The organism is Mycobacterium sp. 1165196.3 (assembly GCF_001673415.1).
Lineage (GTDB): Bacteria > Actinomycetota > Actinomycetes > Mycobacteriales > Mycobacteriaceae > Mycobacterium > Mycobacterium europaeum_A.
Map to the genome: position 1 here is coordinate 1 of NZ_LZLU01000184.1, position 21,338 is coordinate 21,338.

Consider the following 21,338-nt stretch of genomic DNA (forward strand, 5'->3'; position numbering starts at 1 on the left):
TCCGCGCGCCCAAGACACACAACGCCGACAGCGGGGCTATCACCATGACGACGACGGTCCAGCTTGTCAGCGATCCCCGCGATTGGCCCGCCTCCGGCTGACCGATCATGATGAACGCGACCAACGCGACTGCCAGCAGCGCCGCCCAGGCCCATTCCCAGCGGGTTATCCGGTGATGCGTCAGCCGCGCATAGATCGGCAAAGCGAACAGCAGTGCCGTCACCTGCAGCGCCGTCACCAGCATTACCGACCCAATGCCCAACGCCGCGGCCAGCAGGGCGTAATTGGCGACAGCCCCCGCGCTGCCCAACCACCACCGAGTGTCGCCCAACGACTTGCGGAACAGGGCGAGGTGGCCGACTGGTTCGTCGGTGATCTCTTGCGCGGAGCGCTGACGAATCACATTCCCAAACGCCGATGCCAGTGCCGCGCACAGGGCGAGCACCAGCGCGATACCGGCGTTTGACATAGCTGACTCCTTTGCAATGTTCGATCCGATGCACACCGCTGCGGATGTATACGAATGACGGGGTTTCCTACCTGCCGACGCACTAACCCAACCCGAGGACGCCCGGCCAACCATCTGGCTTGTCGCGCTCCCGATGGGGTCATCGGGGAGTCGATCGCGACGGCGCCCGCAACTTGTGCGGCTGGGAGCCGTTAAAGGCTGCTATTCGGGCCGCAGCGGATTGACCGCGAACTGGATCACCCGGTACGGCGCGGCCACCCGGGCGCGGGTGTCCCACTGACTGACAAAGATTCGGAGCTCGTCGAGCGTCGAGCCGGGTGAGATGTAGCCGCCGTAGGGCTGCGCCAGCCGATTGTCGTAGGCCGGCGGCAGGCTTTCCGCCGGGTCCGGCCACTCGTCGTGCTGCACCACCGTGGTGACCGGCGCGTCGCCGAGCGACGTCGGGTCGTCGGCCACCCGGACCTCCATGTTGCCGGTGACGGCGTTGAAATAGGACAGCACCGCCTTGCCGTCGATCTGCCGGATGCACATCTCACCCACCGCGTCGGGCCACAGCGGCGTCGGCGGCTTGCCCCAGCCCCCTTGCGGACCCGCCGCCCAACCCTGCCACCGGGACCGGTCGGTGAACGTCTGCGGTGTGGCCCGGTAGAGCACCACCGGGTCCCGGCGGGTGAAACTGTCGGCCACGATGTACACCCACCCACTGGGTGACTCCGGGGTGGGGATCGGGTCGTAGTAGCCGCTGATCTGCGTCTGCGAGCCACCCTGATACGAGGCGGGCCGCTTGGACCCGGGGATCGTCTGCCAGCCCGCGCGCGCCGGTTCGGCCGTCACCAGCCGGGAGGTCTGCGGTTCGAGGTTTTTGGTCGTCGTCACCATCAGGTAGTTGCGCCGATTGATCTGCACCACCCCGGCGGGTAACTGCGAGGCCCCCGGCGGGGCGGGATCGGCCAGCAGCGGATTGCTGATGCCGGTGACCCCGGTGTAGCGCACCCCGCCGGGATCGTCGACGGAGGACGTGTCGACGCGCAACGCGACGGGCGCGTACCAACCGCCGAAGCCGACGCCCTGACCCGCGAAGCTGTCGCCGCACACTTGGAGCAATTCGGCTGGAAACTCCACGAACTCACACAGATCGGTCGCGCCGATGCCGTAATCCCCTGTCGGCGTGCCGGTTCCGGCGGTGGGGCCGATCCGCAGCACCTGACCGGGCGCCAACGGCTGCAGCACCGGCTCGGGCGCCGGAGCGGGCGGGTCGGCATGCGCTATCCAAAAGCATTGCGGCACAAGCAATGACGCCGCAAGAAGCGAGAACCGCGTCGCGGAACTCACCCGCGGATTCACAACTCGGCGGCGAGTAACTCGGCGATCTGGATGGTGTTCAGCGCCGCCCCCTTGCGCAGGTTGTCACCGGAGATGAACAGCGCCAGGCCGCGGCCGTCGGGCACCCCGGGATCGCGCCGGATCCGGCCGACCAGCGACTCGTCGACACCGGCGGCCGCCAACGGGGTCGGCACGTCGACCACCTTGACCCCGGGCGCGCCGTCGAGCAGTTCGCTGGCCCGCTCCGGCGACAGCGGCCGTTCGAATTCGGCGTTGATCGACAGCGAGTGCCCGGTGAACACCGGCACCCGCACGCAGGTGCCGCTGACCGCCAGCTCGGGGATGCCGAGGATCTTGCGGCTCTCGTGGCGCAGCTTCTGGTCCTCGTCGGTCTCACCGGAGCCGTCGTCCACCAGGGAGCCGGCCAACGGGATCACGTTGAAGGCGATCGGCGCGACGTAGGTTTCGGGCGCCGGAAACGCTACGGCGTTGCCGTCGTGCACCAGCTGCTCGGCGCCGTCGATGACCGCGCGTGCCTGGGTGGCCAGCTCCTCGACCCCGGCGATCCCGCTGCCCGATACCGCCTGATAGCTCGACACCACCAGGCGTTGCAGCCCGGCTTCCTCGTGCAGCACCTTGAGCACCGGCATGGCGGCCATGGTGGTGCAGTTGGGGTTGGCGATGATGCCCTTGGGTCGGTTGCCGGCATCGCGGGAGAAGTTCACCTCGGACACCACCAGCGGCACGTCCGGGTCCTTGCGCCAGGCCGACGAGTTGTCGATCACCGTTACCCCGGCCGCGGCGAACCGCGGCGCCTGCACCAGCGACATCGTCTTGCCGGCGGAGAACAACGCGATGTCCAGCCCACTCGGGTCCGCCGTCGCGGCGTCTTCGACCTCGATCTCCTGGCCGCGGAACTCCAGCTTGCGGCCCTGCGAGCGCGCCGAGGCGAAGAACCGCACCGTCGTCGCGGGGAAGTCCCGCTCGTCGAGCAACCGGCGCATCACCTGGCCGACCTGGCCGGTGGCGCCAACAACTCCGATAGCAACCATTTATCTACCCGTCCCCGCATACACCGTCGCCGACTCCTCGCCGCCGAGCTCGAACGCCTCGTGCAACGCCACGACGGCCTTGTCTAGTTCGGTGTCGCGGCACAGCACCGAGATCCGGATCTCCGAGGTGGAGATCAGCTCGATGTTGACACCCACCTCGGCCAGGGCCTCACAGAAGGTGGCGGTGACGCCCGGGTGGCTGCGCATGCCCGCCCCGATCAGCGACACCTTGCCGACGTGGTCGTCGTAGAGCAGTTGGCTGAACCCGATCTCGTCCTTGAGCGCATCGAGTTTGGCCACCGCGGTGGGCCCGCTGTCCCGTGAGCAGGTGAAGGTGATGTCGGTCTTGCCGTCCTCGACCTTGGAGACGTTCTGCAACACCATGTCGATGTTCACGTCGGCATCGGCGAGCGCCCGGAAGACGCGGGCGGCATATCCGGGGATGTCGGGAATGCCGACGACGGTCACCTTGGCCTCGCTGCGGTCGTGCGCGACTCCGGTCAGGATGGGGTCTTCCATGGCTATGTCCTTGATCGATCCGACGACGGTGGTGCCCGGGTCTTCCGAATAAGAGGATCGGACGTGCACCGGAATGTTGTAGCGGCGCGCGTATTCGACGCAGCGCAGCATCAAGACCTTGGCGCCGCACGCCGCCATCTCGAGCATCTCCTCGAAGGTGACGGTGTCCAGCTTGCGGGCGTTGTGCACGATCCTGGGGTCGGCGCTGAAGATGCCGTCGACGTCGGTGTAGATCTCGCACACGTCGGCGCGCAGCGCCGCGGCCAGCGCCACCGCGGTGGTGTCCGACCCGCCGCGGCCCAGCGTGGTCACGTCCCGGGTGTCCTGGCTGACGCCCTGGAAACCGGCCACCAGCACGATGCGCCCCTCGTCGAGCGCGGCCTGCAGCCGTCCCGGCGTGACGTCGATGATCTTGGCGTTGCCGTGGGTGCCCGTGGTGATCACGCCCGCCTGCGAGCCGGTGAACGAGCGCGCCTGCGCGCCCAGCGATTCGATCGCCATCGCGACCAGGGCATTGGAGATGCGCTCACCGGCGGTCAGCAGCATGTCCAGTTCGCGCGGCGGCGGCGCCGGACACACCTGCTGGGCCAGGTCCATCAGGTCGTCGGTGGTGTCGCCCATGGCGGAGACGACGACGACCACGTCGTTGCCCTGTTTCTTGGTCGCGACGATGCGCTCGGCCACGCGGCGGATCCGATCGGCGTTCGCCACTGAGGATCCGCCGTACTTCTGCACGACGAGCGCCACGGTTTTCCCGCCTCTCCGGCCCTGGACATCGAAAATTCGCGTATAAGTCCACAACAGAATACGTGCCACCGCATGGTGATTTACGTCGCGATACCTGGTTCCCCGGCCCGCGCATTCGCTACCGTCTCGGCGGCATTTTTAACAAGGCGCCATAAGCGGTAAAGTGCAGGACGTGCAGCGGGTGCTCCTCCTCGGACGCCGCGACGGGGTCTGATCCAGACCGGCTTCCCGTCGCGGGTGTTCGCGATGCGCCGGTCTGAAGTTCCCTTCTGATACCCCGGAGCAATCACCGTGACTTGCAATCCCGACGCATTCAGTTCGACACGCACCATCGTCTCGCCCGCGGGCCCACCAGCGCCCGGGCAGCCCACCTGGAACCCGCAGCGCGGCTCGTCCATGCCGGTTAACCGGTACCGGCCCTTCGCCGAAGAGGTCGAGCCCATCCGGCTGCCCGACCGGACCTGGCCGGACCGGGTCATCGCTCATGCGCCGCTGTGGTGCGCGGTGGACCTGCGTGACGGCAATCAGGCGCTGATCGACCCGATGAGCCCGGCACGCAAGCGCCGCATGTTCGATCTGTTGGTTCGCATGGGCTACAAGGAAATCGAAGTCGGATTCCCGTCGGCCAGCCAGACCGACTACGACTTCGTCCGCGAAATCATCACCGACGGCGCCATCCCCGACGACGTCACCATCCAGGTGCTGACCCAGTGCCGGCCGGAGCTGATCGAGCGCACCTTCGAGGCGTGCGACGGCGCGCCGCAGGCCATCGTGCACTTCTACAACTCGACGTCGATCCTGCAACGCCGCGTCGTGTTCCGCGCCGACCGCGCCGCGGTGCAGGCCATCGCGACCGAAGGCGCCCGCAAGTGCGTCGAGGAAGCCGCCAAATACCCCGGCACCCGGTGGCGGTTTGAGTACTCGCCGGAGTCCTACACCGGCACCGAGCTGGAATACGCCAAACAGGTATGCGACGCCGTCGGCGAGATCATCGCACCGACCCCGGACAACCCGATCATCTTCAACCTGCCCGCCACCGTCGAGATGGCCACGCCCAACGTCTACGCCGATTCGATCGAGTGGATGAGCCGCAACCTGGCCAACCGCGAATCGGTCATCCTGAGCCTGCATCCGCACAACGACCGCGGAACCGCCGTCGCCGCAGCCGAATTGGGCTATCAGGCCGGGGCCGACCGCATCGAGGGCTGCCTGTTCGGCAACGGCGAGCGCACCGGCAATGTGTGCCTGGTGACGCTGGGGCTGAACCTGTTCTCCCGCGGCGTGGACCCGCAGATCGACTTCTCGAACATCGACGAGATCCGCCGCACCGTGGAGTACTGCAACCAGCTGCCGGTGCACGAACGGCACCCGTACGGCGGCGACCTGGTCTACACCGCGTTCTCCGGCAGCCACCAGGACGCGATCAACAAGGGCCTGGACCAGATGAAGGTCGACGCTGATGAGGCCGGCGCGGACGTCGAGGACATGCTCTGGCAGGTGCCGTACCTGCCGATCGACCCCAAGGATGTCGGGCGTACCTACGAGGCGGTGATCCGGGTCAACTCGCAGTCGGGCAAGGGCGGGGTGGCCTACATCATGAAGGCCGATCACGGCCTGGCCCTGCCGCGCCGGCTGCAGATCGAGTTCTCCCAGGTGGTGCAGAAGATCAGCGAGGGGGAAGGCGGCGAGGTCAGCCCCAAGGAGATGTGGGATGCCTTCTCCGAGGAGTATCTGGCCCCGGTCCTGCCGCTGGAGCGGATCAAGCAGCGCGTCGACGCGGCGGAGGACGACAGCGGGGTCACCCGCATCACCGCGACGGTCAAGATCAACGGGGTGGAGACCGAGATCAGCGGGCAGGGCAACGGCCCGCTGGCCGCGTTCGTGCACGCGCTCGGCGGTGTCGGCTTCGACGTGGCCGTCCTGGACTACTCCGAACACGCCATGAGCGCCGGTGACGACGCGCAGGCCGCGGCCTACGTGGAGGCGTCGGTGTCGATCGCGAGCGCGGCGTTGCCGGGCGAAGCGGGTCGGCACCCATCAGGTCCGGTGTCGATCGCGAGCGCGGCGTTGCCGGGCGAAGCGGGTCGGCACCCATCAGGTCCGGTCGGCGGTCAGACGGTGTGGGGGGTCGGCATCGCGCCGTCCATCACCTCGGCGTCGCTGCGCGCGGTCGTGTCGGCGGTCAACCGCGCCGCTCGCGGGTGATCAAACAGCGCTAATGCGGGGGACTCGCCGCCACGGCGCCGTGGCGGCGAGTCCCCCGCTGATGGGCCCTGAACGCTAAACGGCGAGCAGCCACTCGAGAACTCGCGACAGTGCGTCCCAGGCGATGCGCGGCGGCCGTCTCAGAAGTAGTGCCGTCGGCCGCCGACCGCCCGGCCGGTGCTTCCCAGGACCGCCAGGATTGCTCCGATCACAACGAGGATGATCCCGAGGGTCCACAAGATGGACATCTTGAGCAGAAATCCCGCGATCAGCAGGACGATACCGAGAATGATCATGGTGCGCCTTCCCCTTGAAATGCCTGACTGCTTGGTTCGGCCGGTTGCCCGACGCTGAGCTCAGTCGACCACCCTTAAGGGGGGTACCAATACACCCTTAGGTAGGTAATCTCGTCGGCATGCCACCCGAGTCGCGATCCCGAACGCCGATCACCGTCGCGCTCGTCGACGACTACGACGTTGTCGTCAAGGGCGTAGCCAACATGCTGGACCCGTACCGAGACCGCGTCGTCATCGCAGAACTCGACTCCACCATGCCCGTCGATGACGCGGTCGACATCGTGCTGTACGACTCATTCGCCCAACCCGAATCCGATCACGAAGAGATCGGAATTCTGGTTGCCAACCCGCGAGCGCGCCGAGTCGTCGTATATACGTGGAACTTTCACCCCGATCTCATCGCCAGCGCACGGCAGCGCGGCGCGCGAGGCTATCTCTCCAAGACTCTTCCGGCGCGCGAGCTGGTTGCCGCTTTAGAGGCCGTGCATTCCGGTGAAGTGGTCATCAGTCCGGTGGCAGGCCGGGCGCGCAGCGCGCCCGGGCTGGACTGGCCGGGTCGCGGTGAAGGACTCAGCGATCGCGAAGCGGAGATCCTTGCGCTGATCACCCAGGGTAAGAGCAACGCGGACGTGGCGCGGTTGACCTACCTGAGTCCTAACACCGTGAAGTCCTACATTCGGACGATCTATCGCAAGCTCGGCCTCGGCAGTCGCACCCAGGCAGTGTTGTGGGGCGTCGAGCACGGATTCGCTCCCGACCATCACCGCATCGAACACTGGCACGGCGGCCCCTGACGGGCAAAGCAGCTGTCAGAACAGCGCGAGCTGCTGATCCAGCGCCCGGACGTCGGTGAATTCGTCCATGCTGGTGCCGCCGATCACCGCGCCGATGCCGGCTATGAACTCCGCGTCGGAGAGCACCGGCACCCCCAGCTGCCGCGCGAGGTAGCCCTTGCCCTGCTCGGGGGCGGGGTCGTTACAGACCACCAGCGAGGTCTCCCGGTCGACCGCGTCGCTGTAGGCCAGCCCGGCATGCAGGATCCGTTCCACGAGTTCCTCGTGCGTGCGGCCGACCTCGGCGGCCAGCGCCACGCGCATGCCCTGCACCAGCGGTCGGCCGCCGACGTAGGGGCCCGGGTTCAGATATGGGCACGGCATTCGGGACGCGAGCACCTTCAGCGGGCGCAGCTCGTCGTGGGTGACGCGGCCGTTCGGCCAGCGGCGCCGGGTCACCGGGTGGATCGGCAACCAGATGTCGCCCTCGCGGGCGAGCTTGAGCGCCGAAGCCAGCACACCGGTCAGCACCATCGCGTCGTCGAAGGCGTCGTGCGGCCGCTCCTGGGTGACGCCCCAGTGCGCCGCGAGCGTCTCCAGCCGCAAGTTGTCGATGCCGAGGTCCAGCCGCCGGGCCAGCTCCACAGTGCACATGACGCTGTCGACGGGCAGTTCGGTCTCGGCCAGTTCGGCTTCGGCGGCGAGAAACGCGTAATCGAACGCCACGTTGTGGGCGACCAGGGTGCGCCCCCGCAGCACCTCGGCCACGTCGCCGACGATGTCGGCGAATTGCGGCTGGTCTTCCAGCATGGCGGCGGTCAGGCCGTGCACATGGGTGGGGCCCGGGTCCACGCCGGGGTTGAGCAGGCTCACCACCGAGTGCTCGACGTTGCCGTCGGCGTCCAGACCGAGTGCGGCCACGCTGATGATCCGCGCCTGGCCCGGCCGGAAGCCCGAGGTCTCGACGTCAACGACGGCCCAGCCCGCGTCCGGCTCGCTGGCCGGCCGACCCCAGGGCACCCCGCTCATGCACTGAGGATGGCACGGCCGACCGACATCACCCGGTCGAAAGACGCCGTGTCGGGGTGGCACATTTAAACTTCCGGGGTGGTTACCACCCGTGCCCGTCTGGCCCTCGCCGCAGGGGCGAGCGCGCGCTGGGCGTCGCGGGTGACCGGCCGCGGCGCCGGGGCGATGATCGGCGGCCTGATCGCGATGACGCTGGACCGCTCGGTGCTCCGGCAACTCGCCGCGGGACGGCGCACCGTCATCGTCACCGGCACCAACGGCAAATCCACCACCACCCGCATGACGTCGGCCGCGCTGGCGACGCTCGGTTCGGTGGCCACCAACGCCGAGGGCGCCAACATGGACGCCGGCCTGATCGCCGCGCTGGCGGCCAATCGGGGTGCGCCGCTGGCGGCCCTGGAAGTCGACGAAATGCACGTCCCGCACGTGTCCGACGCCGTCGACCCCGGCGTCGTCGTGCTGCTCAACCTGTCGCGCGACCAGCTGGACCGGGTCGGCGAGATCAACGTCATCGAACGGACCCTGCGCGCGGGCCTGGCCCGGCACCCGGGGGCGGTCGTCGTGGCCAACTGCGACGACGTGTTGATGACCTCGGCCGCCTACGACAGCCCGAACGTGGTGTGGGTGGCCGCGGGTGGGTCGTGGTCGAACGACTCGGTCAGCTGCCCGCGCAGCGGCGAGGTCATCGTCCGCGACCGGGGCCACTGGTATTCCACGGGCGCGGACTTCAAACGCCCCAGCCCGCAGTGGTGGTTCGACGACGAGAGCCTCTACGGGCCGGACGGCCTCTCGCTGCCGATGCGGCTGGCGTTGCCCGGCGCGGTCAACCGGGGCAACGCCGCCCAGGCCGTCGCGGCCGCCGTGGCGTTGGGCGCCGATCCCGGCAAGGCGGTGGCGGCCGTCTCGACCGTCGACGAGGTCGCCGGGCGCTATCGGACGGTCCGGGTCGGCGCGCACGAGGTGCGCATCCTCCTGGCGAAGAACCCGGCCGGCTGGCAGGAGGCGCTGTCGATGGTGGACAAGCACGCGGCCGGGGTGGTCATCTCGGTCAACGGCCAGGTGCCCGACGGGGAGGACCTGTCGTGGCTGTGGGACGTGCGGTTCGAGCTTCTCGCCGGTGAGCCTCGTGCGTCACGAGGTGAATCCGGCGAGCTTCAGCAGCGCGAGGAGACCGCGGTGGTGGCCGCCGGGGAGCGCGGCACCGACCTGGCGGTGCGGCTCGGCTATGCGGGCGTCGAGCACACCCTGGTGCACGACACCGTCGCCGCGATCGCGTCGTGCCCGCCCGGACGGGTGGAGGTCGTCGCCAACTACACGGCGTTCCTGCAGCTGCAACGGGCATTGGCGCGCCATGGCTGACTCGGTGGTACGGATCGGGCTGGTGCTGCCCGACGTGATGGGCACCTACGGCGACGGCGGCAACGCGCTGGTGCTGCGGCAACGGCTCCGGCTGCGCGGCATCGCCGCCGAGATCGTCGAGATCACGCTGGCCGACCCGGTTCCCGAGTCGCTGGATCTCTACACGCTGGGCGGCGCGGAGGACTACGCGCAGCGCCTGGCCACCCGGCACCTGATCAAATACCCGGGCCTGCAGCGCGCCGCGGACCGGGGCGCTCCGGTGCTGGCGATCTGCGCGGCCGTTCAGGTGCTCGGGCACTGGTATGAGACGTCGGCCGGGGAACGCGTCGACGGCGTGGGCATGCTGGACGCGACGACGTCGCCGCAACAGGCGCGCACCATCGGCGAGCTGGCGACCAAGCCGCTGCTGGCGGGCCTGACCGAGCGCCTCACCGGATTCGAGAACCACCGCGGCGGCACCGTGCTGGGGCCGGCGGCGTCGCCGCTGGGCGCGGTGGTCAAGGGCGCGGGCAACCGGTCCGGTGACGGCTTCGACGGCGCAGTGCAGGGCAGCGTGATCGCGACCTACATGCACGGCCCATGCCTGGCCCGCAACCCGCAGCTGGCCGACCTGCTGCTCGGCACGGTGGTCGGCGAGCTGGCGCCGCTGCCGATGCCGGAGGTCGACTTGCTGCGCCGCGAGCGGCTTGCGGCCCGCTAGGACGAAACGAGATGACGAAGATCAGCCACAGACTTGCCGCCGGCGCCGCGTTGACCGCCGCGTTTCTCGCGTCGTCGGCACCGGCGCACGCCGACCCCGAAGTGCTGAACGGCCGGTACAACGTGCTCTACACGGACAACGACAAACCGACCGCCTGGCTTTTCGTCCCGTGCGGATCGGACTGCACCCGGGCGACCTCCCAAGATGGCGGGACGTTGGTCACCAGCTGGGAGTTCCACCTCGCCAACGGGCGATGGACGCACAGCGGCACGGCCCAGGCGCAGTGCCCGAACGGCGTAATCGCTCCGGTGACCGTCGACTACAGCTTCGATGCCGTGTCGCTCGCCGGCGAAGGCCAGCAGACGACGACGGACGCGTGTGGCGGAGAGCCTGGGCGGACCGTCACCCGGCCGTTCCAGTTGAGCAAGGCCTGACGAACGTCAGACCATGGCCCGGCGCCCGGCCAGCGCGCGACCGAGCGTCAACTCGTCGGCGAATTCCAGGTCCCCGCCCATCGGCAGCCCCGACGCGATCCGGGTCACGGTCAGGCCGGGGATGTCGCGCAGCATCCGCACCAGGTAGGTGGCCGTCGCCTCGCCCTCGGTGTTCGGGTCGGTGGCGATGATCACCTCGGTGACGTCGACGTCGTCGACCCGCTCGCCGATCCGGCTCAACAGCTCGCGGATCCGCAGTTGATCGGGCCCCACCCCGGACAGCGGATCGAGCGCACCGCCCAAAACGTGGTAGCGGCCGCGGAACTCGCGGGTGCGCTCGACGGCCTGGACGTCCTTGGGCTCTTCGACCACGCACACCTGCGAGCCGTCCCGGCGGGGATCCGCGCAGATCCGGCACCGCTCGTTGTCGGAGACGTTGCCGCACACCGCACAGAACCGCACGCCGTCGCGAACCTTGGCCAGCACCGCGGTCAGCCGGTCGATGTCCGGCGGTTCCACCGACAACAGGTGGAACGCGATGCGCTGGGCGCTCTTGGGCCCGATGCCCGGCAGCTTGCCGAGCTCGTCGATCAAATCCTGGACGGGTCCTTCGAACATGACGGTGGCGGAGCGCCTAGAGCCCCTGCGCCGGCGCAGGCGGCTGCCCCGGCGGGGGACCGAAGCCGCCGGCCAGCGACCCCAACCGCTCCTGGGCCATCCGGGTGACCTGCTTGGACGCGTCCCCCATCGCGCCGACGATCAAATCCTGCAGGGTCTCGATGTCCGATGGGTCGACGACGGACGGGTCGATCTTCACCGCGATCACCTCGCCGCTGCCCTTGACGACGACCTGCACCAAACCCCCGCCGGCCTGACCATGCACCTCGGCGTTCGCCAGTTGTTGCTGGGCTTCCATGAGCTTTTGCTGCATCTGCTGCGCCTGGGCGAGCAGCGCCGACATGTCGCCTCCGGGTTGCATGACAATCCCCTCGCATCTTGGTCTCGAGTTGGTTTCGCTCGTGAGTCTCCGGCGATTCGAAACCCCCAGCGTAGACCGCTCGGCGTTAGCTTTGCGCCGTGGACCTACGACTGAGCAGACGTGTCGGGATCAAATTGGCGGTCGGTGTGCTCGTCGCCGCTTCGACGGCGATCATGCCGACCGCGGGGGCGGTCCCGTCCAACATCGCCGGCATGGTGGTTTTCATCGACCCGGGCCATAACGGCTCCAACGACGGCTCCATCAACCGTCAGGTGCCCACCGGCCGTGGCGGCACGAAGGACTGTCAGACCAGCGGAACCGCGACCAACACCGGCTACATGGAGCACAGCTTCACCTGGGACACCGCGCTGCGGGTGCGCGCCGAACTGAGCGCCCTCGGCGTGCGGACCGCGCTGTCCCGCGCCAACGACACCGGCCTGGGGCCGTGCGTCGACGAACGCGCGAACGCGGCCAACGCGCTGCATCCCAACGCGGTCCTGTCCATTCACGCCGACGGCGGTCCGCCGTCCGGGCGGGGATTCCACGTCAACTACTCGGCGCCGCCGCTCAACCAGGTGCAGGCGGGCCCGTCGGTGCAGTACGCGCGGATCATGCGCGACCAGATGCAGGGCTCGGGGATCCCGCCGGCCAATTACATCGGCCAGAACGGTCTCTACGGCCGCTCGGATCTGACCGGCCTGAACCTGGCGCAGTACCCGTCCATCCTCGTCGAGTGCGGCAACATGAAGAACCCCGCCGACTCGGCGCTGATGGAATCCGCCGAGGGCCGGCAGAAGTATGCCGACGCACTGGTCCGCGGCGTCGCGGGGTTCTTGGCCTCGCAGGGCCAGGCGCGCTGAGCTTGATTGCGGGGCTCCTCAACCGGCCGTTCCGGCCGCCATCGTCGCCCCGCTAGGTCAGCTCTCCAGTTCCTTCTTCAGGTTGGCCAGCACCTCGCCCTGAATCCTCTTCAGCCCCAACGGCGCAAAGGTCTTTTCGAAGAAGCCCTTCACGCCGCCAGCGCCGGTCCAGGTGGTCTTCACGGTGACGCTGGAGCCGGGCCCGGCGGGGGCCACCGTCCAGTTGATGATCATGGACGAGTTCGCGTCCTTTTCGATGACGGTGTGCCCGGCCACGTCGACGTCGGCCTGCACGTCGCGCACGCGTGACTTGGTGGCCTGCAGCTTCCACTTGGCGATCGTGCCCGCGCCCTGACCGCCCTGCACCACCTGGTAGTCGCTGTACTGCGGCGACAGAATCTTCGGGCGGACGTTCTGGTAGTCCGCGACGGCGGCAAGGGTTGCCGCGGGCTCCGCGTTGATCAAGATGGTGCTCTCTGCGCTCACCTGTCCCAAGGCGACCCCTCCTCATGCTGATTTCCCCGGTACCGCCCGCTCGCGACGGGTGCACGGGCTGTTGTCGAAGACTAGGGTATATCTGGTGCCTGTCCTTGGATCTGCACTCTCGGCCCACAAGTCCGGCGTCGACCGGATGATGGCAAGTTATCGATCCATCCCGGCAACGTCTGCCGTCCGGCTGGCCAAGCCGACGTCAAATCTGTTCCGCGCCCGCACCAAACGCGATGCGCCCGGCCTGGACACGTCGGGACTGACCGGGGTTTTGAGCGTGGATCCCGAAACCCGCACCGCCGACGTGGCCGGCATGTGCACGTACGCGGACCTGGTCGCCGCCACGCTGCCGTACGGCCTTGCGCCACTGGTCGTCCCCCAGCTCAAGACCATCACCCTCGGCGGCGCGGTGAGCGGACTGGGCATCGAGTCGTCGTCGTTTCGCAACGGCCTCCCGCATGAATCCGTGCTGGAGATGGACATCCTCACCGGCGCTGGCGATTTGCTCACCGCGTCGCGCACCCAGCACGCCGACCTCTTCCGTGCCTTCCCGAATTCCTATGGGACGCTTGGTTATTCGACACGGCTTCGGATCGAGCTGGAACCGGTCGCGCCGTTCGTGGCGCTGCGTCACGTCCGATTCCGCTCGCTGCCGGATCTGGTCGCGGCGATGGAACGCATCATCGACACCGGCGGGCAGGGCGGGACGCCGGTGGACTACCTCGACGGCGTGGTCTTCAGCGCCGACGAAAGCTACCTGTGTGTGGGCCGGCGGACCACCACTCCCGGCCCGGTCAGCGACTACACCGGCCGCGACATCTACTACCAGTCCATCCGGCACGACTCCGCGGGCGTCGAAGCCACCAAGGATGACCGGCTGACCATCAACGACTACTTCTGGCGCTGGGACACCGATTGGTTCTGGTGCTCGCGCGCGTTCGGCGTCCAGGACCCGCGGCTGCGCCGCTGGTGGCCGCGCCGCTACCGGCGCAGCAGCTTCTACTGGAAGCTCATCGCGCTGGATCAGCGGTTCGGCATCGCCGACCGGATCGAGAAGCGCAACGGCCGACCACCGCGCGAACGGGTGGTGCAAGACGTCGAGGTGCCGGTCGAACGGACCTGCGAGTTTTTGGAGTGGTTCCTCGACGCCGTCCCCATCACGCCAATCTGGTTGTGCCCGTTGCGTCTGCGCGACCACGACGGCTGGCCGCTGTACCCGATGCGGCCGGATCACACCTACGTCAACGTGGGCTTCTGGTCGTCGGTGCCGGCCGGCCCATGCGAAGGCGCCACCAACCGGATGATCGAAGCCAAGGTGAGCGAGCTCGACGGGCACAAGTCGCTGTACTCCGACTCGTTCTACTCCCGCGAGGACTTCGACGAGTTGTACGGCGGCGAGGCCTACAACACCGTCAAGAAAACCTATGACCCCGATTCTCGTTTACTCGACCTCTACGCAAAGGCGGTGCAACGGCGATGACGACGACAAAAGAACCGCACCGCTCGTCGACGGGCAAACTCAGCATGGCCGAGATCCTGGAGGTCTTCGCCGCGACCGGCCGACATCCGCTGAAGTTCACCGCCTACGACGGCAGCACCGCCGGAAGCGAGGACGCCGAACTGGGCCTGGACCTTCGGACCCCCCGCGGCGCCACCTACCTGGCCACCGCGCCCGGCGAGCTCGGCCTGGCCCGCGCCTATGTGGCGGGCGACCTGCAGGCATACGGCGTGCATCCGGGTGATCCTTACCAACTGCTCAAGACGCTGACCGATCGGGTCGAATTCAAGCGGCCACCGGCACGGGTGCTGGCCAATGTCGTCCGTTCGATGGGCTTCGAGCGGTTGCTGCCGGTGTCACCGCCACCCCAGGAAACCCGGCCGCGGTGGCGCCGGGTCACCGAAGGGTTGATGCACAGCAAGACCCGCGACGCCGAGGCCATCCACCACCACTACGACGTCTCCAACACCTTCTACGAACTGGTGTTGGGCCCATCGATGACCTATACCTGCGCGGTGTATCCCAACGCCGAGGCGACGCTGGAGGACGCCCAGCAGAACAAGTACCGGCTGATCTTCGAGAAGTTGCGGCTGCAGCCGGGCGACCGGCTGCTCGACGTCGGCTGCGGTTGGGGCGGGATGGTGCGCTACGCCGCGCGCCGCGGCGTGCGGGCCATCGGCGCCACCCTGTCGGCCGAGCAGGCGAAGTGGGCGCAGCGGGCGATCGCCGACGAAGGCCTCACCGAGCTGGCCGAGGTGCGGCACACCGACTACCGCGACGTCGGCGAGACGCGGTTCGACGCGGTGTCCTCGATCGGGCTGACCGAGCACATCGGCGTCAAGAACTACCCCGCCTACTTCGGCTTCCTGAAGTCGAAGCTGCGCACCGGCGGGCTGCTGCTCAACCACTGCATCACCCGCCACGACAACACCTCGACCTCGTTCGCCGGCGGGTTCACCGATCGCTACGTCTTCCCGGACGGGGAGCTGACCGGCTCGGGCCGCATCACCAGCGACATCCAGGATGCGGGCTTCGAGGTGTTGCACGCGGAGAACTTCCGCCATCACTACGCGATGACGCTGCGCGACTGGTGCCGCAATCTGGTCGGGCACTGGGACGCGGCCGTCGCCGAGGTCGGCTTGCCGACCGCCAAGGTGTGGGGCCTGTACATGGCGGCATCGCGGGTGGCGTTCGAACAGAACAACCTTCAGCTGCATCACGTGCTGGCCGCCAAGGTCGACCCGCGCGGCGACGACAACCTGCCGCTGCGGCCGTGGTGGACGCCCTGACCCGCCCGCCTCGGCTAGCCGTTGTCGATGCGGCGGGCGCCCAACTCGTTCTGTAGCAATTCCAGCGCGACCTCTTCGGGGTCGCGGCGCGGCGCCGACGGCTCGTCGCGGACCGCTTCGGCGAGCATGTGTTCCTCTTCTTCGTCGCGCCGCGCGGAATCCGGGTCGGGTGCGGGCTCCGGCGCGCTGGGCACGGCCGGGCCGCTTCCGCCGCCGGCGGGCGGGGCCGTCGGCGCGGCGGCCGGCGCGCCCGCCTCACACCGCACCCGCCAGTTGACGCCGAGCGCGTCTTTGAGCGCTTCGGCGATGACGTCGGCGTTGCGCTGTTCGCAGAGCCTCTTGGCCAGCGGCGCCGACTCATGGCTCAGCACCAGCGTGTTGCCCTCGAGGGCCCGGACGGTCGCACCGGCCAGCATCACCTCGGTGGTGCGGCTGCGCTGACGGACCTTTTCGCGCACCGTCGGCCACATGCTGCGCACCGCGGCGGTGTTGAGTTCGCCTGGCGCAGAGGCTGATTCGGCCGCCGGCGGCGGGGCCGCGGCCGGTTCGGGCGCGGGCGCCGGGGGCGGCTCGGGGGTCGGTTCGGCGACCGAGACCGGCTTGGCCTCGGGTTTCGGCTCGGGCTTGGCGGCGCCCGCCGCGGACCGCCGGGTGAACCGGGCGGGTGCCTCCGGTTCGGCCGCCGCCGGCGCGCTGCGCGGCGCAGCGGCGGTGGCCTCGGAGCCGGGAATGGACATGTCCAGCCGGGTCTCGATGCGCTCGACGCGTTGCAGCAGGGCGGATTCGGTGTCACTGGCCGAGGGCAGCAGCAGTCGCGCGCACACGACCTCGAGCAGCAGGCGCGGCGCGGTGGCTCCGCGCATCTCCCCCAGCCCGGCCTGCACCACCTCGGCGTAGCGGGTCAGCGTTGCCGGCCCGATCCGGGTGGCCTGCTCACGCATGCGCTCCAGCACATCCTCCGGCGCGTCCACCACGCCGCGGCTCGCCGCGTCCGGGACGGCCTGCAGCAGGATCAGGTCGCGGAACCGCTCCAGCAGATCGGTGGCGAAACGCCGTGGGTCGTGGCCGGCATCGATCACCGACTCCACCGCACCGAACAGCGCCGCGGCGTCGGCGGCGGCGAGCGCGTCCACGGCGTCGTCGATCAGGGCCATGTCGGTGGCGCCGAGGAGGCCCAGCGCCCGCTGATAGGTCACGTGGGCGCCTTCGGCGCCGGCCACCAGCTGATCCAGCACCGAAAGGGTGTCGCGGGGCGAGCCGCCGCCGGCGCGGATCACCAGCGGGTAGACGGCGTCGTCGACGGCGACGCCCTCCTGTTCGCAGATCCGAGCGATCAACGCGCGCATGGTCTTCGGCGGCAGCAGCCGGAACGGGTAGTGATGGGTGCGCGACCGGATGGTCGGCAGCACCTTCTCCGGTTCGGTGGTGGCGAAGATGAAGATCAGGTGCTCGGGGGGCTCCTCGACGATCTTGAGCAGCGCGTTGAATCCCGCCGTGGTCACCATGTGCGCCTCGTCGACGATGAACACGCGGTAGCGCGACTGGGCCGGCGCGTAGAACGCGCGGTCGCGCAGCTCGCGGGTGTCGTCCACACCGCCGTGGCTGGCGGCGTCGAGTTCGACCACGTCGATGCTGCCGGGGGCGTTGGGCGCCAGCGCCTGGCAGGAATCGCAGACCCCGCAGGGGGTGGCCGTCGGCCCCTGCGCGCAGTTCAGCGAGCGGGCCAGAATGCGCGCCGAGGAGGTCTTCCCGCAGCCGCGTGGCCCGGAGAACAGATACGCGTGGTTGATCCGGCCGGCTTCCAGGGCGATCGACAGCGGTTCGGTGACGTGCTCCTGACCCACCACTTCGGCGAAGGTTGCCGGTCGGTATTTGCGGTAGAGGGCCACGGTCAGCAGGTTACCGGCGTCCGCCGACGACGATGCGGCCCGGCGGGGTCGGCTAGTTCACACTCGAGGCGGACGACGCCAGCAGCGACTCCGACGCCGCGAGCAAGGCGCAGGTGGCCAGGCCGTCGACGGCCTCGCGCAGGTCCGGCAGCGACGGGAAGGTCGGCGCGATCCGAATGTTGGTGTCCTTCGGATCTTTCCGGTACGGGAACGACGCACCGGCCTCGGTCACCGCGATACCCGCGTCCTTGGCCAGCGCGACGGTCCGCTTGGCCGTGCCGGGCAGCACGTCGAGGCTGATGAAGTAGCCGCCCTTGGGGTCGGTCCAGGACGCGATTTTGGAGTCGCTGAGCCGCTGATCCAGGATCTCGGCGGCCAGGGCGAACTTGGGCGCCAGGATCTGCTGGTGCCGCAGCATGTGCAGGCGCACGCCGTCGGCGTCGCGGAAGAAGCGCAGGTGCCGCAGCTGGTTGACCTTGTCGGGTCCGATCGATTTCTTCGACGCGTACTGCAGGTACCACGCGATGTTGCCCAGCGATCCGCCCAAGAAGCTCACGCCGGCGCCGGCGAAGGTGATCTTGGAGGTGGATGCGAACACGTACGGGCGATGGGGGTTGCCGGCGGCGGCCGCCAGCCCGAGCACGTCGACCTGCCGGATGAAGTCGTGCGTCAGAGTGTGCACCGCATAGGCGTTGTCCCAGAACAGCCGGAAGTCCGGCGCCGCCGTCCGCATCTGGACCAGCCGCAGGACGGTGTCCCAGGAGTAGGTGACCCCGGTCGGGTTGCCGAACACCGGCACCGTCCACATGCCCTTGATGGCCGGGTCGGCGGCGACCAGCTCTTCGATCAGGTCGACGTCGGGCCCGTCGGACAGCACCGGGACGGGGATCATCTCGATGCCCATCGTCTCGGTGATGGCGAAGTGCCGGTCGTAGCCGGGGACGGGGCACAGGAACTTGACGGTCGGTTCGTCCTTCCAGGGCCGCTGCGAGTCCACGCCGCCGTACAGCATCGAGAAGGCGACGAGGTCGTGCATCAGTTCCAGGCTGGAGTTGTTGCCCGCGATCAGGTTCTGCACCGGGATGCCGAGCAGCTCGCCGAAGATGGCCCGCAGTTCGGGCAGGCCGTGCAGGCCGCCGTAGTTGCGGGTGTCGGTCCCCTCGCTGTCGCGGTAGTCGTCGCCGGGCAGGCTCAGCAGCTGGTTGGACAGGTCCAGCTGGGCGGGGGCCGGTTTCCCGCGGGTCAGGTCCAGAGAAAGCTTCTTGGCCTGCAGGGCCGCGTAATCCTGCTGGTGGCGGGCGTTTGCGGCCGCGAGCTCGGCCGGGGTGAGGGACTCCAGCGACACCGTGAACCCTTTCGCTGTCGGCATTGGTGGCGGCCGCAAGCGCGGCGCCGGGGGTACCTCCCGCTTGCGGGGGGACCGGGCGCGGCGGGTCGTCACCGATGATGCATAGCGGCGATCGCAAGCGCGGCAGCCCCGCGCGCAGCGGGTCGGCACCCATTTGACCTAGGGGACCCCGCGCACCCGACAGAGCCCATTGACCCTTGCTGCCTTCCGGCCCTGGGGGAGTTCACAGGATAGACGCCGCGCGGGGTCCAGCGATGAGTCTAATACCTGCCCCGGGGTGGACGACGAGCAACTGGCGGCGGCCGTTGGGCCCTCGGTTACCATGGCCACGGAGGATTCGCCTAGTGGCCTATGGCGCTCGCCTGGAACGCGGGTTGGGTTAACAGCCCTCGCGGGTTCAAATCCCGCATCCTCCGCCATTTGTCCGCCTAGCGGACAGGTACGAATTGATATGGATTCGGGTCGGCCGCCTTAGGCTGGCGTGAATTCACCAGCACGAGGAGGGGTATGGGGCGCAAGATCGCCGTGCCATGGCACCTGGTGTTCGCCCTCGCTGCCGGCGCCCTCTACTTCTTCTTCGTGTTGCCCCGCTGGCCGGAGCTGATGGGCGACACCTCACGCACGCTGGGGATGGCGCTGCGCATTGTGACGGGCGCCCTCATTGCGCTCGCGGCGCTGCCGGTGGTGTTTACCCAGCTGCGCACCCGCAAGCCCGAGCTGGGGACGCCGCAGCTGGCCTTGTCCATCAGGATCTGGTCGATCGTGGCCCACGTGCTGGCCGGTGTGCTGATCATCGGGACGGCGATCAGCGAGATCTGGCTGAGCCTGGACGCCGCCGGGCGGTGGCTGTTCGGCATCTACGGCGCCGCCGCCGCGATCGCGTTGCTCGGCTTTTTCGCCTTCTACCTCTCCTTCGTCGCCGAGCTGCCCCCGCCGCCGCCCAAACCGATCAAGGCGAAGAAGCCCAAGAAGCGTCGCGTGCGGCGCAAGAAGGGCGAGGAGGCCGACACCGAGACGGCCGCCGACGAGGCCGAGGCGGACGAAGCCGACGAGGCGGACGAGGAGGAGACCGCCGCCGGGGAAGTCGAAGAGACCGCGGACGCCGACCAGGCTGAGCCGGCCGCGGAACCCGCCGTGGCCACCGAGCCCAAGCCGGAGCCGGCAACCGAGGCAACATCGATCGAGGACGCCGAAGCGGCCGAGGGCGACGAGCCCGACGAGTCGCGGGCCAAGTTGCGTAACCGGCGCCCGACCGGCAAGGGGTCGCACCGAATGCGGCGCAGGCGCACGCCGACCGGTGTCGCCCTGGACGAAACCGTCGACGAGAACTAGTCAGCGGCGCCGCAGCCGCTCCACATAGGCGGCGATCCGTCCCAGCGTCTCGTCCGTGCCCCACATCCGGCGAACCTCGTCATCCACACCGCGGGCCTCCTGGATCCGCGCCGTCGTCGGGGCATGCAACTGGGTCTTGGTCTGCCGGTAGGCGTCGGGCGGGATGCTGCCCAGGTCCGACGCCTCCGCCAGCGCCGCCGCGAGGAGCTCGTCGTCGACGACGCGGTGGGCCAGTCCGCGGGCCACCGCCTCCGCGCCCCGATAGTTGCGGCCGCCCAGCAGCACCTCGTCGGCGTGCACCCCGCACGCGTAACGCATGACCTCCAGCGCGGCGACGGGGAACGGGACCCCGACGCGCACCTCGGCCGCGCCGATCTGCGCCTGCGGGCTGATCAGGCGGCGGTCGCAGGCGCACGCCAGGACGCAGCCGCCCGCGATGGCGGCGCCGTTGATCGCGGCGACGGTGGGTCCCGGATAGCCGAACATCGCCTCGAAGGCCGCGGACAGCGCGGGGACCAGCCGATCGGTGTAGCCGGCGCCGCCCTGCACCACTCGGTTGAGGTCGACGCCGGCGCTGAAGGCGCGGCCGGCACCGGTGACGACCAGCGCACCGGCGTCCGAACGCGCCAGCTCGTTCACCGCCGAAGCCAGCTCTTCGAGCAGCTCGACATCCTGGGCGTTGACCGGACCCGACGACAGGGTCAGCACCTGCACGGATCCCACGGTGTCGATGTCGATCACGATCATC

At 69.0% G+C, this 21,338-nt stretch carries 21 protein-coding genes, 1 tRNA gene and 1 other RNA gene; 10 read left to right on the plus strand and 13 right to left on the minus strand.

The annotated features are described in order from the left end of the window. The 4 genes from A5659_RS19435 to A5659_RS19450 form a co-directional block, all read right to left on the minus strand. The coding region (locus tag A5659_RS19435; protein ID WP_197498097.1) for a DMT family transporter at nucleotides 1-469 on the minus strand (469 nt) is incomplete at its 3' end. Nucleotides 470-670: 201 nt separating this feature from the next. Next, on the minus strand, nucleotides 671-1,801 hold the full coding sequence (locus A5659_RS19440) for a DUF4185 domain-containing protein (RefSeq protein ID WP_082976132.1): 1,131 nt from the start codon (nucleotides 1,799-1,801) through the stop codon (nucleotides 671-673). Between the two features lie 8 nt (nucleotides 1,802-1,809). Further along, nucleotides 1,810-2,844, minus strand: a complete 1,035-nt coding sequence (locus A5659_RS19445; protein ID WP_067183528.1) for an aspartate-semialdehyde dehydrogenase — start codon at nucleotides 2,842-2,844, stop codon at nucleotides 1,810-1,812. Continuing rightward, nucleotides 2,845-4,110: an aspartate kinase gene (locus A5659_RS19450; RefSeq protein WP_066868330.1), complete on the minus strand. Its 1,266-nt coding sequence runs from the start codon at nucleotides 4,108-4,110 to the stop codon at nucleotides 2,845-2,847. It abuts the gene before it with no gap. Between the two features lie 291 nt (nucleotides 4,111-4,401). Between A5659_RS19450 and leuA the strand changes: the two genes are divergently transcribed. Next, entirely contained in the window at nucleotides 4,402-6,315 is a 1,914-nt protein-coding gene (leuA, locus tag A5659_RS19455; protein WP_369829387.1) for a 2-isopropylmalate synthase, read from the plus strand. 140 nt (nucleotides 6,316-6,455) lie between these two features. Here leuA and A5659_RS28245 read toward each other — a convergent pair whose 3' ends face one another. Then, nucleotides 6,456-6,611 carry a DUF6131 family protein gene (locus tag A5659_RS28245; RefSeq protein ID WP_165827896.1) on the minus strand — a complete coding sequence of 52 codons (156 nt, stop codon included), beginning with the start codon at nucleotides 6,609-6,611 and terminating at the stop codon, nucleotides 6,456-6,458. Nucleotides 6,612-6,730: 119 nt separating this feature from the next. Here A5659_RS28245 and A5659_RS19460 point away from each other — a divergent pair, with 119 nt between their 5' ends. After that, nucleotides 6,731-7,405, plus strand: a complete 675-nt coding sequence (locus A5659_RS19460) for a response regulator transcription factor (RefSeq protein ID WP_066878765.1) — start codon at nucleotides 6,731-6,733, stop codon at nucleotides 7,403-7,405. Nucleotides 7,406-7,420: 15 nt separating this feature from the next. Here the strand turns inward: A5659_RS19460 and A5659_RS19465 are convergent, their stop codons facing one another. Continuing rightward, nucleotides 7,421-8,413 carry a DEDDh family exonuclease gene (locus A5659_RS19465; protein ID WP_066868325.1) on the minus strand — a complete coding sequence of 331 codons (993 nt, stop codon included), beginning with the start codon at nucleotides 8,411-8,413 and terminating at the stop codon, nucleotides 7,421-7,423. A 78-nt stretch (nucleotides 8,414-8,491) separates the two neighbouring features. Between A5659_RS19465 and A5659_RS19470 the strand changes: the two genes are divergently transcribed. From A5659_RS19470 to A5659_RS19480, 3 genes are read left to right on the plus strand one after another with little or no spacing between them, the layout of a single operon-like run. Continuing rightward, nucleotides 8,492-9,772 (plus strand): Mur ligase family protein, encoded by a 1,281-nt coding sequence (locus A5659_RS19470; protein WP_067183535.1) that lies wholly within the window; start codon nucleotides 8,492-8,494, stop codon nucleotides 9,770-9,772. 4 nt (nucleotides 9,773-9,776) lie between these two features. Beyond that, nucleotides 9,777-10,472 carry a type 1 glutamine amidotransferase gene (locus tag A5659_RS19475; RefSeq protein ID WP_156749283.1) on the plus strand — a complete coding sequence of 232 codons (696 nt, stop codon included), beginning with the start codon at nucleotides 9,777-9,779 and terminating at the stop codon, nucleotides 10,470-10,472. A gap of 11 nt (nucleotides 10,473-10,483) precedes the next feature. After that, on the plus strand, nucleotides 10,484-10,906 hold the full coding sequence (locus A5659_RS19480; RefSeq protein ID WP_067183543.1) for a hypothetical protein: 423 nt from the start codon (nucleotides 10,484-10,486) through the stop codon (nucleotides 10,904-10,906). A 6-nt stretch (nucleotides 10,907-10,912) separates the two neighbouring features. Here the strand turns inward: A5659_RS19480 and recR are convergent, their stop codons facing one another. Both recR and A5659_RS19490 read right to left on the minus strand, forming a co-directional pair. Continuing rightward, nucleotides 10,913-11,524, minus strand: coding sequence for a recombination mediator RecR (recR, locus tag A5659_RS19485; RefSeq protein ID WP_067183546.1), 612 nt, complete (start codon nucleotides 11,522-11,524; stop codon nucleotides 10,913-10,915). Nucleotides 11,525-11,540: 16 nt separating this feature from the next. After that, a complete protein-coding gene (locus tag A5659_RS19490; RefSeq protein WP_066868317.1) occupies nucleotides 11,541-11,885 on the minus strand; it encodes a YbaB/EbfC family nucleoid-associated protein in 345 nt (114 codons plus the stop codon). 98 nt (nucleotides 11,886-11,983) lie between these two features. Between A5659_RS19490 and A5659_RS19495 the strand changes: the two genes are divergently transcribed. Beyond that, nucleotides 11,984-12,745, plus strand: coding sequence for an Rv3717 family N-acetylmuramoyl-L-alanine amidase (locus tag A5659_RS19495; RefSeq protein ID WP_197498099.1), 762 nt, complete (start codon nucleotides 11,984-11,986; stop codon nucleotides 12,743-12,745). Between the two features lie 57 nt (nucleotides 12,746-12,802). Here A5659_RS19495 and A5659_RS19500 read toward each other — a convergent pair whose 3' ends face one another. After that, nucleotides 12,803-13,240, minus strand: coding sequence for an SRPBCC family protein (locus tag A5659_RS19500; RefSeq protein WP_066868313.1), 438 nt, complete (start codon nucleotides 13,238-13,240; stop codon nucleotides 12,803-12,805). A gap of 82 nt (nucleotides 13,241-13,322) precedes the next feature. Between A5659_RS19500 and A5659_RS19505 the strand changes: the two genes are divergently transcribed. Then, nucleotides 13,323-14,714 (plus strand): FAD-binding oxidoreductase, encoded by a 1,392-nt coding sequence (locus A5659_RS19505; RefSeq protein WP_067183599.1) that lies wholly within the window; start codon nucleotides 13,323-13,325, stop codon nucleotides 14,712-14,714. After that, nucleotides 14,711-16,021: a class I SAM-dependent methyltransferase gene (locus A5659_RS19510; protein WP_197498101.1), complete on the plus strand. Its 1,311-nt coding sequence runs from the start codon at nucleotides 14,711-14,713 to the stop codon at nucleotides 16,019-16,021. The genes A5659_RS19505 and A5659_RS19510 overlap by 4 nt, the downstream gene beginning before the upstream one ends. A 14-nt stretch (nucleotides 16,022-16,035) precedes the next feature. On the opposite strand, the gene A5659_RS19515 is transcribed toward A5659_RS19510, so the two are convergent. The 3 genes from A5659_RS19515 to ffs all read right to left on the minus strand — a co-directional run bounded on the left by A5659_RS19515 (nucleotide 16,036) and on the right by ffs (nucleotide 19,512). Continuing rightward, on the minus strand, nucleotides 16,036-17,910 hold the full coding sequence (locus tag A5659_RS19515) for a DNA polymerase III subunits gamma/tau (RefSeq protein ID WP_067183553.1): 1,875 nt from the start codon (nucleotides 17,908-17,910) through the stop codon (nucleotides 16,036-16,038). A 52-nt stretch (nucleotides 17,911-17,962) separates the two neighbouring features. Further along, complete coding sequence (locus A5659_RS19520) at nucleotides 17,963-19,255, minus strand: aminotransferase class I/II-fold pyridoxal phosphate-dependent enzyme (protein ID WP_156749051.1); 1,293 nt, start codon at nucleotides 19,253-19,255, stop codon at nucleotides 17,963-17,965. Nucleotides 19,256-19,415: 160 nt separating this feature from the next. Further along, an RNA gene (gene ffs / locus A5659_RS19525) (signal recognition particle sRNA small type) lies at nucleotides 19,416-19,512 on the minus strand. A gap of 76 nt (nucleotides 19,513-19,588) precedes the next feature. Here ffs and A5659_RS19530 point away from each other — a divergent pair. Both A5659_RS19530 and A5659_RS19535 read left to right on the plus strand, forming a co-directional pair. Further along, nucleotides 19,589-19,677, plus strand: a tRNA-Ser gene (locus A5659_RS19530). 88 nt (nucleotides 19,678-19,765) lie between these two features. Then, nucleotides 19,766-20,590: a hypothetical protein gene (locus A5659_RS19535; protein ID WP_067183558.1), complete on the plus strand. Its 825-nt coding sequence runs from the start codon at nucleotides 19,766-19,768 to the stop codon at nucleotides 20,588-20,590. Here the strand turns inward: A5659_RS19535 and A5659_RS19540 are convergent, their stop codons facing one another. Beyond that, entirely contained in the window at nucleotides 20,591-21,337 is a 747-nt protein-coding gene (locus A5659_RS19540; protein WP_067183561.1) for an enoyl-CoA hydratase/isomerase family protein, read from the minus strand. It lies immediately after the preceding gene. Between the last annotated feature and the right edge of the window lies 1 nt (nucleotide 21,338).